Raw genomic sequence first — 12,898 nt, forward strand, 5'->3', positions numbered from 1 at the left:
AGGCCGCGCGCACGGGCCCGGCAACCCGCGCTCACGGAGTCGGCCGCTGCGAGCCCTTCGACGCCTCGTCCCCGGACGGGGCACCGGACGAGGCACCGGGCGGCGCATCCGACGGGGCGTCATCCGACGGCGCGGGAGCGGCAGCAGGCCCGGCAGCCGATGCGGGCGCGGCCGGGCCCGGCTCGACGGGCGGCGCCCACGGGTCCACCGGCACACCGGGCGCTCCGGGCTCCCCCGGAGCCACCGGCGGGGCCCACGGGTTCCCGTCCGCCCCCGCCGGCACCCACTTCGTGCCGTCCCAGACCGCCGCCGACGGCTGCTCCCGCTTGCCGAAGGTCGCGGTCAGCGCCAGCAGCACCACCATCGCGGTGATCGGCCAGGCCAGCAGCGCCCCGTGCGCGGGCAGCGTCAGGTTCTCGTAGAAGGTGTGCCCGTCGCCGATCTGCTTGGCGTGCTTGACGATGTCCGAGCTCGGCCCGACCGCCTCGCCCAGCAGGCTGCCCACCAGCGAGCCGAGCACCCCGCCCAGCCCGAGCGCCACCGCCACCCCGATGCCGCCGCCGCGCCGCCGGGTGGCGAGGAAGGCGCCGACCGACGTGACGATCCCGAACGCGATCCCGACCAGCACGAAGGTGCCGACCGCCCCGGCCGACTGCTCGCCCTCCGGGTCCACGTAGAGCACCTGGTTGCCGTGCACCACCAGCGGCACCTCGGGCGCCAGCCAGTACCAGATCGCGCCCATCAGCAGGCCGAGCAGCACGCAGGCCAGCCCGATCGGGCCGGCCACCATCAGCTCGCGGAGCAGCCGGGAGCGCCAGCCGGGCTTCGTGGGGGCCGAGGGCAGCGGCTCGGAGTCCGCGAAGGTGTTCGGTACGGTCACCGGGCCATCGTTTCACGGCTTCCTGTGGAACCCGGCGAGCGGGTGGTGACGCGCCGGACCGCGGCCCCGGCCACCGCCGCCCCGGCCCCGCCTACCGGGTGGCGGCCCGCCGGTAGGCCAGCGTCGCCAGGGTCAGCGAGAGCAGCCCGACCCCGGCGCAGATCCCCAGGTCGCCGATGACGGCCGCCCAGTCGGGCCGGGCCGCGAAGGTGTCCGCGAAGGCGTCCACCCCGTAGGTGGAGGGCAGCAGCGCCCGCAGCAGCCGCACAGCCTGCGGCAGGTGCGAGGCGGGCAGCACCCCGAGCAGCAGCGCCGCCGACATGCCGAGCTGCCCGAGCATGGTGGCGATCTCCTGTTTGGGCGCCAGCAGCCCGAGCGCCGCCCCGAGCCCGGAGAGCGCCGCCCCGGCCAGCGGCACCACCGCGAGCAGCACCCACAGGTGGGCCACCGGCAGCCCGAACAGCGCGGCGCCGAAGCCGGCCGTGACCAGCGCCCCGGGCAGCGTGAAGGAGGCGTAGGCGCCGGCCGCGCCGAGCACCACCGAGGCGGCCGGCACCGGCAGGGTGGCGTAGTGGTCCAGCCCGCCGGTGGCGCGCAGCCGCCCGAAGTACTGGGCCAGCAGGTTGAGCGCGACGAACGCGACCACCAGCACGCTGGAGCCGGCCACCACGGCCCGCGAGGAGGGGTTGTCGCCGCCGTCCACCACGCCGCGCATCATCACCAGGATGCCGATGGACTGGAAGCTGGCGACGAACATCAGCGGGATCCGCGCCACCCTGGCCCGGGCCAGCTGGGCCCGGTAGACGGCGGCCAGGCCGGAGAGCAGCCCGGCCGCGGGGGCCAGCGGCGCGGCGGTGGCGGGAGCGGTGGTCGCGGGCGGAGGGGTCAGCAGAGTCACTTCGCCAGTCCTTGGTGGCGGCCGCCGAGCCGGAGGTAGACGTCCTCCAGGCTCGGGGTGGCCAGGGTGAAGTCGTCCAGGGCCGCGAAGGCCGGCCCGGTGGTGACGGCGGCGACCAGTTCCCTGGCCTCCTCGGGGCTGGTCCGCACGGTCCAGCGGCGCCCGCCGCGCTCGGCCCGGTCGGCCAGCCGGGCCACGGCGGGCACGGTGAGCGGCGGCTCGTCGCGCCAGACCAGGTCGAGCCGGACGTCGCCGTCGACCAGCGCCTTCAGGCCGCCGGGCGTGTCGCAGGCGATCACCCGGCCCTCGTCCAGCACCGCGACCCGGTCCAGCACGGTCTCGGCCTCGATCACGTTGTGGGTGACCAGCAGCACGGTGGTGCCGCGCTCGGCCCGGCGGCGGTCCACGGCGGCCCAGACGGCCCGCCGGGCGACCGGGTCCATGCCGGTGGTGGGCTCGTCCAGCACCAGCAGCGGCCGCTCCCCGACCAGGGCGGCGGCGAAGCAGGCGAGCCGGCGCTGGCCGCCGGAGAGCTTGGTCAGCGGACGCCTGGCCAGCGGCTCCAGGCCCAGCTCGGCCAGCACCGCGGCGCTCTCGGCCCGGGCGGCGGACCGGCTCAGGCCGCGCAGCCGCCCGGTGGTCTCGGCGGCCAGCGCCACGGTCAGCTCGTCCAGCGCGCTGGACTCCTGCCCGAGGTAGCCGAGCAGCCGGGCGGCCCGCTCGGGGTGGCGCACGATGTCGTGGCCGAGGATGTGCACGCTTCCGGCGTCCGGTCGCAGCAGGCCGGTGAGCTGGCGGACCAGGGTGGACTTGCCGGCCCCGTTCGGCCCGAGCAGGCCGAAGATCTCGCCCTGGCGGATCTCCAGGTCGACCCCGTCGGTGGCGCGGACCTCGCCGTGGTTCTTGGTGAGGCCGCGGACGGAGCAGCAGGGCAGGGGGGCGTCGCTCACGTCCGAAGACTCTACGCGCCGATTCCACCCGGAGCGGACCAGGGTCACCCGGCCGCACTCATCGGGGACGCACGGTCAGTCGTCCACCACGATCCGGTCCCCGCCCGGCACCCGGACCGCCAGTTCCTTCCAGAACCCGGCCCGGATCGCGTACCGGTCGTGCTCGTCGATCTGGTCGTCCTTGTGCGCGAGCAGGCCGAACCGGGCGGCGTAGCGCAGCAGCTCGCCATCGATCCGGTGCGGCACCCGCGGGTAGTCGGACCAGAGCACGGTGAGCCGCGGCGGGTCGCCGAGCCGGTCGGTCCAGCGGCGGGCGAAGACCTGGCCGACCTCGTGCGGGTCGCCGCCGATCGCGGTGATGTCCTCCTCGCGGTCGGCCCAGCGCTGCTCGGCGGTGGTCAGCTGGGCCAGGGTGGGCAGCGAGTCGCCGGCGGTGGGCTGCTCGCCCGGCGGGCGGTCCACGTAGCCGCGGTCGGAGGACCAGCGCAGCACCGGCCCGTTGGCCGCCGCGGCGGCGGCCGGCTGGGCGGGCGGGGTGCTGGCGGCCCGGCCGGCCAGGTCCTTCGGGGTGGGCACGATCTTGGCCGGGGCGGCGGGCAGCGCGGGCTCGGCCGGCGGTTCGGGGGCCTCAGCGGCGGCCGGGCGCGGGGCGGCGGGCGGCGCGGCGAGGATCTTGGCGATCTCCGGCGGCGGACCGGCCGGCGGGAAGACCTGGACGGGTTCGCGCAGGCTGACCGACTTGTTGATCCACTCGCGGTCCAGCACCCGGCGCTCGTCGGCCTCGCCGACCAGGTCCTCGGACTGGTTGAAGTCGCCGTCGGCGGCCTGCAGCGCCCAGAGGTGGACGGCCACGCCGTGCTCCTTGGCGCTCATCATGCCGGGCAGCAGGTCGCCGTCGCCGGTGACCAGCACCACGTCGGCGCAGGCCCGGTTGCGGGCGAGTTCGGAGAGCTCGGCGTGCATCGCGGCGTCGACGCCCTTCTGCACCCAGCGGCCCTCGGCCCGGGTGAGCGCGCCGAGCCGGACGGTGACCCGGGGCAGCACCCGCAGCCGGCGGTGCTCGGGCAGCGGGCGGCGTTCGGGGGCCGCGTCGAACCAGTAGATCCGCAGCAGCGGCAGGCCGGTCTCCTCCTCGGCGCGGTCGCGCAGCGAGGCGATCAGCGCGGTGTGGTCCACCGTCACCCGGGACCTGGAGGGCTCCCCGGCCAGCAGGCTCGCGGCCGCGCCCAGCAGGTACCCGGCGTCCACGAGGACTACGCAGCGGTCCACATCCGCACCTTTCTCCCGGTCGGCCCCCTCGGAAGTGCTGCTGACGCCGCCTGGACGCAGTCTGCCCGAGCGAGGCCGCCACAGGTACCGGGTCGGACCATTGCGGTCTCCTTTACCCCCCGAAGGGGGTGTGAATCACCCGGCTGCCCGGGCTGCGTCGTAGGCGGTGCGGGCGTCGTGGATGGTGGTGCGGTGCCGTTCGGCCCAGGCGGTGAGCTGCGCCAGGTACGCGTTCAGCTCGGTGCCGACCTCGGTCAGCGCGTACTCGACCTTGGGCGGGGCGGTCGGGTAGACGGTGCGGGAGACCAGGCCGTCGCGCTCCAGGTTGCGCAGCGTCAGGGTGAGCATCCGCCGGCTGATGCCGGTGATCCTGCGCTCCAGTTCGGTGAAGCGGATCGGTCCCGCCGCGGCGGAGACGATCACCATGATGCTCCACTTGCTGCCCACCCGGTCCAGCACCTCGGTGACGGCGCAGGCGCCGCGCTGCACCGTGTCCCCCGTCCGGAGCGGTCCCGGTACACAGGTGTTCCCCTGTGACAGAAAAGTGCCTTCTTCCATGGGATCTGATGGTCACACAGGATGGTCCACGTAACAAGTGATGCACCTTCGGAGGTCAGACCATGTTTTTCAGGACCATCGCAGCCTCTGGGACCACGCAGGCCGATCGGCGCCGCTGGTACGCGTTACTGGTGCTCTGCGCCGGCACTCTGATGATCATTCTGGACGGCACGATCGTGACGGTGGCCCAGCCCGCCATCCAGCACGACCTGGGCTTCAGCGACACCGGGCTGTCCTGGGTGATGAACGGCTATCAGATCCCGTTCGCCGGACTGCTGCTGCTCGCCGGACGGCTCGGCGACCTGCTCGGCCGCAAGCGGGTCTACCTGGCCGGGCTGGTGCTCTTCACCGCCGCCTCCGCGCTCTGCGGGCTGGCCGACTCGGCGGGGACCCTGGTCGCGGCCCGTTTCCTGCAGGGAGCGGGCGGGGCGATGGTCTCCGCGGTGGCGCTCGGCATGATCGTCACGCTCTTCCCCGACCCGGCCGAACGGGGCCGCGCGATCGGCGCGTTCAGCTTCGTCGGGGCGGCCGGCGCCTCGCTGGGCATGGTGCTCGGCGGGGTGCTCACCCAACTGCTGGACTGGCACTGGATCTTCCTGGTCAACCTGCCGATCGCGGCGGCGGCCGGCCTGCCCGCCGTGCGGCTGCTGGACCACGAGCCGGGCCAGGGCCTGCGGCAGGGCGCCGACGCGCTGGGCGCGGTGCTGGTGACGGCCGGCCTGATGATCGGCGTCTACGCCATCGTCTCCACCGGCGACCACGGCTGGACCTCGGCGCACACCCTGGGCTTCGGCGCGGCCGCGCTGGTGCTGCTGGCCGGCTTCCTGCTCCGGCAGTCCCGGGCCGCCCGGCCGCTGCTGCCGCTGCGGCTGTTCCGCTCCCGGGCGGTCTCGGGGGCCAACCTGGTGCAGCTGCTGATGATCGCGGCGATGTTCGGCTTCCAGGTGCTGATCGCGCTGCACCTGCAGCAGGTGCTCGGCTGGTCGCCGGCCCGCACCGGGTTCGGGATGCTGCCGACCGGCCTGCTGATCGCCGTGGTGGCGCTCGGCCTGTCGGCCCGGCTGACCCGGGCCTTCGGGGCGCGCCGGGTGCTGCTGACCGGGATCGCGCTGCTGGTGCTCTCGCTCGGCTACCTGGCCCGGATGCCGCTGCACGCCGGCTACGCGGTGGACGTGCTGCCCGCGCTGGTGCTGATCGCGGGCGGCGGGCTGGCGATGCCGGCGCTGGCCTCGCTGGCGATGCGGGACGCCACACCGGCCGACTCGGGGGTGGCCTCCGGGCTCTTCAACACCTCGCAGACGGTGGCCTCGGCGCTGGGCGTCGCGGTGCTCGGCACCCTGGCGGCCGGCCGGGCCGCGCAGCAGCGGGCGGCCGGGCACCCGGCCGCGGCGGCGCTGGCCGCCGGTCACCGGCTGGCCTTCGCGGTGGCCGCCGGCCTGCTGCTGCTCGCCTTCGCCGCGGCGGCGGTGCTGCTGCGGGAGCGGCGGGCGGGGCTGCCGGACACGGCGCTGGCGGCCTGAGAGCCGGCGGCCCGGAACGGGTGGGGACCGGCTGCGGAGCCGGTCCCCACCCGGTCCTACTTCCCGTTCAGCTCGGCGGCGACCAGTTCGGCCAGTTGCACCGTGTTCAGCGCGGCGCCCTTGCGCAGGTTGTCGTTGGAGATGAAGAGCGAGAGGCCGTGCTCCACGGTCTCGTCCCGGCGGATCCGGCCCACGTAGCTCGGGTCCTGGCCGGCCGCCTGCAGCGGGGTCGGGATGTCGCTGAGCTCGACGCCGGCCGCGCCGTCCAGCAGCTCCACCGCGCGCTCCGGGCTGAGCGGGGCGGCGAACCGGGCGTGCACCTGCAGCGAGTGGCCGGTGAAGACCGGCACCCGGACGCAGGTGCCGGCCACCTTCAGCTCCGGGATCTCCAGGATCTTGCGGCTCTCGAACCGGAGCTTCTGCTCCTCGTCGGTCTCGTTCAGCCCGTCGTCCACCAGCGAGCCGGCCAGCGGGACCACGTTGAAGGCGATCGGGCGCTGGTAGACCTTGGGCTCGGGGAACTCCACGGCCGCGCCGTCCAGCGCGAGCCCGGCGGCGCCGTCCACCACCTTGGCGGTCTGCTCCTGCAGCTCGGCCACGCCGGCCACGCCGCTGCCGGAGACGGCCTGGTAGGTGGCGACCACCAGGGCGGTCAGGCCAGCCTCGGCGTGCAGCGGGCGCAGCACCGGCATGGCGGCCATGGTGGTGCAGTTGGGGTTGGCGATGATGCCCTTGGGGCGGTCCGCGACGGCGTGCGGGTTGACCTCGGCGACCACCAGCGGCACCTCGGGGTCGCGGCGCCAGGCCGAGGAGTTGTCGATCACCACGGCGCCCGCGGCGGCGACCTTGGGGGCCAGCGCCTTGGAGGTGGCACCGCCCGCCGAGAAGATCACGATGTCCAGACCGGCGTAGTCCGCGGTGGCCGCGTCCTCGACCACCACCTCGCCGCCCTGCCACGGCAGCGTCTTGCCGGCCGACCGCGCCGAGGCGAACAGCCGCAGCTGCGTTACCGGGAACGACCGCTGGGCCAGGATCTCCCGGACCACGTTGCCCACCTGGCCGGTGGCGCCGACGATACCGATCTTCATGCTTCCTCCTCGTCCTACCTGCTCTGACCCATCTTGCCTGGTCACCACCTCCCACCCCCGTGGCTTTTCACCTGCTGGACAGTCTCAGTCCAGTTCCGCGGCCAGCGCGGCCGCCCGGGCCACCGCCTCCGGGGCCGCCGGGAGCAGCGGCAGCCGCACCGCCGGGCTCGGGATCAGGCCCTGCGCGTGCAGCACGCCCTTGATCACGGTCGGGTTGGGCTCGGCGAACGCGGCGGCGGCCAGCCCGGCCAGCCGGTGGCCCAGCGCCCGGGCCCGCTCGACCTCGCCGGCCCGCCAGGCCGCCACCAGCTCCACCCAGCGCGCGGTGACCAGGTGCGCCGAGGCCAGGATGCCGCCGGCCGCGCCGAGCGCCAGCAGCGGCGGCAGCACCGCGTCGTCGCCGCCGAGCACGGCGAAGCCGGGCAGTCCGGCGCCGACCAGCTCCACGGCCTGCGGGTCCACCGCGCCGGTGGCCAGCTTGATGCCCGCCACGCCGGGTAGCGTGGCCAGCTCGCGCAGGGTGGCGGTGGTCAGCAGCTGACCGGTGCGGTAGGGGATGTGGTAGATCACCAGCGGCACGGGGCTGTGCGCGGCCAGCTCGCGGAAGTGCGCCAGCACGCCCGCGTCGGAGGGGCGGAGGAACGGCGGCACCAGGGTGAGCGCGGCGGTCACGCCGGGCTGCCCCTTGAGCGCCCGCAGCGCCTCGACGGTCTGCCGGGTGGCGCTGCCGCCGGCGCCGACGATCAGCTCGGCGCCGCGCTCGCGGCAGACCCGGGAGCAGATCTCCAGCACGGCGGCCCGCTCCGCCTCGTCCAGCGCGCCGGGCTCGCCGGTGGTGCCGAGCGCGGCCAGTCCGGCCGCCCCGCCGTCGAGGATCCGGTGGGCCAGCGACTCCAGGGCGTCGGCGGCCAGCTCGCCGCTCTCGGTGAACGGCGTGATCAGCGGGACGTAGATGCCGCGCAGGGCAAGTGTGGTCTCCATGGTCCGACCATCGCCCAGACCGATCGTGCAGGTCCAGTTCGCTTTTCCGATGCAAACCGTAAGCTGGCCTGATGCTCGACGTCCGACGCCTGCGCCTGCTGCGCGAACTCGCCCACCGCGGCACCATCGCCGCCGTCGCCGAGGCGCTGGCCTTCAGCCCCTCGGCGGTCTCCCAGCAGCTCACCGCGCTGGAGAAGGAGGCCGGGGTGGTGCTGCTGGAGCGCACCGGCCGCCGGGTGCAGCTCACCCCGGCCGCCTGGCGGCTGGTCGGGCACGCGGAGGCCGTGCTGGCCCGGCTGGAGGCGGCCGAGGCGGAGCTGGCCGGCGCGCGGCGCGGCCCGGCCGGTCCGCTGCGGATCGGCACCTTCCCGTCCGCGGCCCGGGTGGTGATCCCGCCCGCGCTGGCCGCACTGGCCACCGCCCACCCGGAGCTGGAACCGATGGTCGCCGAGGTGGACCCGGCCGGGGTGGCCGACCTGCTGCGCTCGGGCGAGCTGGACATCGCCCTGGTGCACGACTACGACTTCGTCCCGCCCGCCGCCGAGCCCGGCATCGACCGCGAACCGCTCTTCGCCGAGGCCATGCACCTGGCCGCGCCCGCCCCGGGCAGCGGCGCCCTGGCCGACTACCGCGAGCAGCCGTGGATCCTGGCCACCCATGGCACCCTCTGCCACACGATGACGGTCCGGGCCTGCCAGGCCGCCGGCTTCACCCCCCGGATCCGCCACCGGGCCGACGACTTCGACACCGTGCTGGCCCTCGTCGCCGCCGACCAAGGGGTCGCGCTGGTCCCGGACTTGGCGCTGCTGGCGCCGCCGTCCGGCGTCCACCTGCACCGGCTGCCGATGCAGCGGCGCACGGCGATCGCCGTCCGCCAGGGCGCCGGGGACCATCCGGCCACCATCGCATTCACTCTGGCTGTTCGTCACACCTTGCCGGTAAATCTTCGCTATTCACGTAACGGTTGATGTCAAAGCCTTCCTAAAGGATCGTCAGTCCCGGTAGAACCCGTGAGGGTAAGTCACCACGAGACGAGCGGTCACATGACGAATCCTCCCCCTGGCTACGGCTACCCGTCCGACCCCCAGAACCCCTACGGGCAGCAGCAGCCCCCGGCCCAGCCCGGCTACGGCTCGCCGCAGGGCCCGTACGACCCGCTGCCCCCGCAGCAGCAGGGCCCGTACGGCGCCCCGCCGCCCGGCGACCCGTACGCCCAGCAGCAGCCGCCCGGCTACGGCTACCCGCCCCCGCCGCCCGGCTACGCCCAGCCCGGCCAGGTCCCGCCGTGGCTCGGCGCCCCCAACCCGTACGGCCCCCCGGCCCCCGGCACCCGCACCCTGGCCGGCCCCGGCGACCGCTTCCTGGCCCGCCTGATCGACGGGCTCATCCTGATGATCCCGTTCTTCATCATGGAGTCCATCCTCGGCTACCTGGTCGGCGCCATCGTCGGCGGCCTCATCTGGTTCGGCTACGAGGGCCTGATGATGCTGACCCAGAACCAGCAGACCCTCGGCAAGAAGGCCATGAAGCTCCGCGTGGTCTCCGCCGCCCACGGCGGCCGCCCGACCGACAACGAGCTCTGGATCCGCTCCGCCGTCTACGGCCTCCCGCAGGCCGTCTACTGCATCGGCTCCCTGTTCTACCTGGTCAACGTGCTCTCCCTGCTCTGGGACAAGCCGCTGCAGCAGTGCTTCCACGACAAGGCCGCGAAGACGGTCGTGGTCAAGGAAGGCTGAGCCCGCGACACCGCGAACCACGGGCCCGGACGGCAGACGGCTGCCGTCCGGGCCCGATCGTGTTCCCACCAACTCCGAGCGACCGTCAGGTGACGCTGATAGATTCGGCGCCGCCGTCGCCGACGGCGCACGGTCGTGACGGGGAGGCCCAGCCGCATGACAGACATCCAGATCCACCCGGACGGTGTGCGGACCACCGCCTCGGCGGTCAGCGTGATCGGACACCGGGCCGCCCCGGCGGCCGACCACCTGCTGGACGACAGCCTGGCGGTGGCCAAGGCCCAGCCCGCCTGGCAGTCCGCCGCCGCCCTGAGCACCTGTGCGGGGAACTGGCAGACCCACCTCAACGGCATCGTCAGCCAGCTCCACACCTACGCGGCGCAGCTCAACCAGTCGGCCGACTCGTACGACGCAGCCAATGCCGAGGCCGCCAGCCGCTTCCAGCGGGCCCTCAACGACCTCAACGCGAGCTGATCCGCCGTGGTGACCCTCTCCGACCTGCAGCAGGCCGATCCCGCCCAGTGGAAGTCGGCCGCCGACGGCTGGCAGCGCGCCGCCGAGGAGTCGGCCGGCGCCTCCAACGACCTCCACGCACAGGGCGTCGGTCCGCTGGACTCGCACTGGCAGGACAAGGTGGGCCAGGCAGCAGGCCAGAAGCTCGCCGAGCAGGCCGACGCACTGGAGGTCGCCTCCGACATCATGCGCGGGGTCGCGATGGTGCTCGACGGCCTGACCCACAGCATCGAGTACGCCAAGAGCACCCTCGCGCGGGCGCTCACCCTGGCCCAGCAGTACGACCTCCCCATCGACCTCGACCAGGGCCGGAGCGTGCCGGCCGGCAATCCCGACGCACCGCAGAACCCCGACCAGGTCAGCGAGGTGGACGCGCTGCTGGCGGAGGCCCTGCGCGAAGCGAACCAGGCGGACCAGCGGGTCGCCGCCGAGCTGGTGGAGCTGGGCAACGACACCTGCGTGACCGACCTCTCGCAGGCCCTCGACCGGATCCAGGGCGAGGCGTCCGACGTCGAACTGGCCTCCTACCAGGGCGACATACCCTCCGGCGACGACCCCCGCCTGGTTGCCGACTGGTGGAACGGCCTCACCCCGCTCCAGCAACACCAGTTCATGCTCTCCGAGCCCGTCACCATCGCCGGGCTCCCCGGCATCCCGGACGAGGTCAAGGCGGAACTGCACGGCACCGACGGCAAGTACGACCGGGTCGCGCTGGTGAAGTACGCCCAGGACCACTGGAACGACGGCAGCGGCGACGTGTCCGGAGAGGACAACTGCACCAACTTCACCTCGACCGCGCTGCACGAGGCCGGCATGCAGTACAAGGGCTGGAACACCCTGGACCAGAGCGGCTGGGGCGAGAGCGTGGCCGGCGAGACCGGCTGGAACGACCCCTTCGGGCTGCTCGGCGGCGCCTCCCGCACGCACAGCTGGAGCGGTGCCCAGAACCTGCACGACTTCCTGGTCGGCAATGGCGGCTCCGAGGTCCCGCAGGACCAGGTCAAGCCGGGCGACATCGTCTTCTTCCAGGAGGACAACGACCAGGATCCCCACCTCAAGCAGGGCAACATCCACCACACCGCGATCGTCACGGCGGTCACCCCCGACGGCGACGTCCGTTACACCCAGCACGACGCACCGCGCCGCGATGTCAGCCTGTCGGGCCGTTCCGAGATGGAACAGCGCGAGGAGGGTCAGCAGAAGATGGTGTTCGTGCGTCCCCAACCGAACTGGTACTGATGTGATCCCCGACCCCAGCGGCCCGCGCAGTCGGCCGCGGCTGCTGCTCTCCGCCACCGGCCTGCTGCTGCTCGCCGTGGTCTGGCAGGCCCTGCACGGGCACCTCTACCAGTCCGTGGTGCGCGCGCCGCTGGCCCACTGCCACCCGGCCGGCGCGGTGCCGGCGATGGGGTGGGCGGCGGGCTTCAGCGCGCTCGTCCTGACCCTGGCGGCGATCGCCGCGGCCGGGCTTGCCGCGGTCCGGGCGCCGCGGGCGGTCGCCGTGCTGGTGCTGGTGCTTTCGGCCGGTCTGCTGCTGTACGACGTGTTGGCCCTGCGCGCCGATTTCGCGTCCGGCTCGCTCGCCCCCTACGCCTGCGGGTGACGGCTCCGACTCCCTGCCCTCCCTAGCGGGCCCAGCCTCCCGCCCAGGAATTCGATCACCTCTTCTCCGAAATCCCCTCAGAAGCCACGCAGAACGGGATTGATCTGCGGCGCCCTCGGCCGAACGCTCGACGCCCAGGTCACCCAGGTCACCGGCATCAGCACCCCCGACCTGGTTCACACGGACATCCTCAACAACCTGTCCCCCTCGGCCACCTGAACACCAAGGAGAAAGGGACCGCCCATGCCGGAACACCACGCCACCCCCCAGGACTACTGGAGCACCTTCCGGCCGACCAGCGACCGCCCGTCCGCCCACCGGATGAACTGGACGCAGTACCCCGACCACGGACCCAGCGCCGAATTCCTCGGCCACCCCGCCACGGCGCTGGAGATCGGCTCGGCGACCTGCGTAGCCGGTGTCGCGCTCGCGCGGACCGGGGTGGCGGTGACCTGTGTCGACTTCTCGTCGCACCAGATGGCACGGGCGCGCGACTGGTGGGCGGAGGAGCCGCACCTCACCCTCCTCGAAGCGGACGTGATCGACTTCCTCTCCGCCGCCCACACCCGCTGGGACTGTGTCTTCTCCAACTGGGGCGCCGCCTTCTTCATCGACCCGGACATCCTCCTCCCCCTGGTCCGCACACACCTCACCCCCGGCGGACTCTTCGCCTTCTCCGCCGTCGAGCCCCTCGCGCCCTGCTACGGCCCGCAGATCCTCTACGGCAACGGCTACCGGGGCCCTCGCCTGGCCGTCGTACGGTGGATGCTCAGCGACGCACAGTGGTCGGAATCACTGCACCGCCACGGGTTCCACACCATCGAGGTGCAGACCCTCCCCGGCCCCGAGCCGGACCTCGTCGGCACCGTCCTCGGCCGCGCCCGAGCCTGAGCGGATCATGC

14 protein-coding genes are annotated in these 12,898 nt (G+C 73.8%); 7 read left to right on the plus strand and 7 right to left on the minus strand.

Annotated elements, in window-relative coordinates; translation table 11 throughout:
• Window positions 1-31: 31 nt before the first annotated feature.
• The 5 genes from ACFYNO_RS02410 to ACFYNO_RS02430 all read right to left on the minus strand — a co-directional run bounded on the left by ACFYNO_RS02410 (window position 32) and on the right by ACFYNO_RS02430 (window position 4,537).
• Window positions 32-880: an ABC transporter permease gene (locus tag ACFYNO_RS02410; protein WP_388003861.1), complete on the minus strand. Its 849-nt coding sequence runs from the start codon at window positions 878-880 to the stop codon at window positions 32-34.
• 91 nt (window positions 881-971) lie between these two features.
• Window positions 972-1,778, minus strand: a complete 807-nt coding sequence (locus tag ACFYNO_RS02415) for an ABC transporter permease (protein WP_388003864.1) — start codon at window positions 1,776-1,778, stop codon at window positions 972-974.
• A complete protein-coding gene (locus ACFYNO_RS02420; RefSeq protein WP_388003867.1) occupies window positions 1,775-2,728 on the minus strand; it encodes an ABC transporter ATP-binding protein in 954 nt (317 codons plus the stop codon). The genes ACFYNO_RS02415 and ACFYNO_RS02420 overlap by 4 nt, the downstream gene beginning before the upstream one ends.
• A 75-nt stretch (window positions 2,729-2,803) precedes the next feature.
• Window positions 2,804-3,997 carry an NYN domain-containing protein gene (locus ACFYNO_RS02425; RefSeq protein WP_388003870.1) on the minus strand — a complete coding sequence of 398 codons (1,194 nt, stop codon included), beginning with the start codon at window positions 3,995-3,997 and terminating at the stop codon, window positions 2,804-2,806.
• A 135-nt stretch (window positions 3,998-4,132) separates the two neighbouring features.
• Complete coding sequence (locus tag ACFYNO_RS02430; protein WP_388004323.1) at window positions 4,133-4,537, minus strand: winged helix-turn-helix transcriptional regulator; 405 nt, start codon at window positions 4,535-4,537, stop codon at window positions 4,133-4,135.
• Window positions 4,538-4,617: 80 nt separating this feature from the next.
• Here ACFYNO_RS02430 and ACFYNO_RS02435 point away from each other — a divergent pair, with 80 nt between their 5' ends.
• Window positions 4,618-6,075 (plus strand): DHA2 family efflux MFS transporter permease subunit, encoded by a 1,458-nt coding sequence (locus ACFYNO_RS02435; RefSeq protein ID WP_388003873.1) that lies wholly within the window; start codon window positions 4,618-4,620, stop codon window positions 6,073-6,075.
• Between the two features lie 56 nt (window positions 6,076-6,131).
• Here ACFYNO_RS02435 and ACFYNO_RS02440 read toward each other — a convergent pair whose 3' ends face one another.
• Together ACFYNO_RS02440 and ACFYNO_RS02445 are read right to left on the minus strand one after the other, a co-directional pair.
• Window positions 6,132-7,163, minus strand: coding sequence for an aspartate-semialdehyde dehydrogenase (locus tag ACFYNO_RS02440; RefSeq protein WP_388003876.1), 1,032 nt, complete (start codon window positions 7,161-7,163; stop codon window positions 6,132-6,134).
• Between the two features lie 84 nt (window positions 7,164-7,247).
• Window positions 7,248-8,144, minus strand: coding sequence for a dihydrodipicolinate synthase family protein (locus ACFYNO_RS02445; RefSeq protein WP_388003879.1), 897 nt, complete (start codon window positions 8,142-8,144; stop codon window positions 7,248-7,250).
• Window positions 8,145-8,215: 71 nt separating this feature from the next.
• Here ACFYNO_RS02445 and ACFYNO_RS02450 point away from each other — a divergent pair, with 71 nt between their 5' ends.
• The 6 genes from ACFYNO_RS02450 (at window position 8,216) to ACFYNO_RS02475 (ending at window position 12,887) form a co-directional block, all read left to right on the plus strand.
• Window positions 8,216-9,112 (plus strand): LysR family transcriptional regulator, encoded by an 897-nt coding sequence (locus tag ACFYNO_RS02450; RefSeq protein WP_388003882.1) that lies wholly within the window; start codon window positions 8,216-8,218, stop codon window positions 9,110-9,112.
• 75 nt (window positions 9,113-9,187) lie between these two features.
• Complete coding sequence (locus ACFYNO_RS02455) at window positions 9,188-9,880, plus strand: RDD family protein (RefSeq protein ID WP_388003885.1); 693 nt, start codon at window positions 9,188-9,190, stop codon at window positions 9,878-9,880.
• A 156-nt stretch (window positions 9,881-10,036) separates the two neighbouring features.
• Complete coding sequence (locus ACFYNO_RS02460) at window positions 10,037-10,354, plus strand: hypothetical protein (RefSeq protein WP_388003888.1); 318 nt, start codon at window positions 10,037-10,039, stop codon at window positions 10,352-10,354.
• Window positions 10,355-10,360: 6 nt separating this feature from the next.
• Complete coding sequence (locus ACFYNO_RS02465; protein WP_388003891.1) at window positions 10,361-11,632, plus strand: amidase domain-containing protein; 1,272 nt, start codon at window positions 10,361-10,363, stop codon at window positions 11,630-11,632.
• Window position 11,633: 1 nt separating this feature from the next.
• The gene (locus ACFYNO_RS02470; RefSeq protein ID WP_388003894.1) at window positions 11,634-11,996 is read left to right on the plus strand and encodes a hypothetical protein; all 363 of its coding nucleotides are present in this window, start codon (window positions 11,634-11,636) and stop codon (window positions 11,994-11,996) included.
• A gap of 243 nt (window positions 11,997-12,239) precedes the next feature.
• Window positions 12,240-12,887: a methyltransferase domain-containing protein gene (locus ACFYNO_RS02475; RefSeq protein WP_388003897.1), complete on the plus strand. Its 648-nt coding sequence runs from the start codon at window positions 12,240-12,242 to the stop codon at window positions 12,885-12,887.
• Window positions 12,888-12,898: the final 11 nt, after the last annotated feature.

Source organism: Kitasatospora sp. NPDC006697, from assembly GCF_042869935.1.
Taxonomy (GTDB): Bacteria; Actinomycetota; Actinomycetes; order Streptomycetales; family Streptomycetaceae; genus Kitasatospora.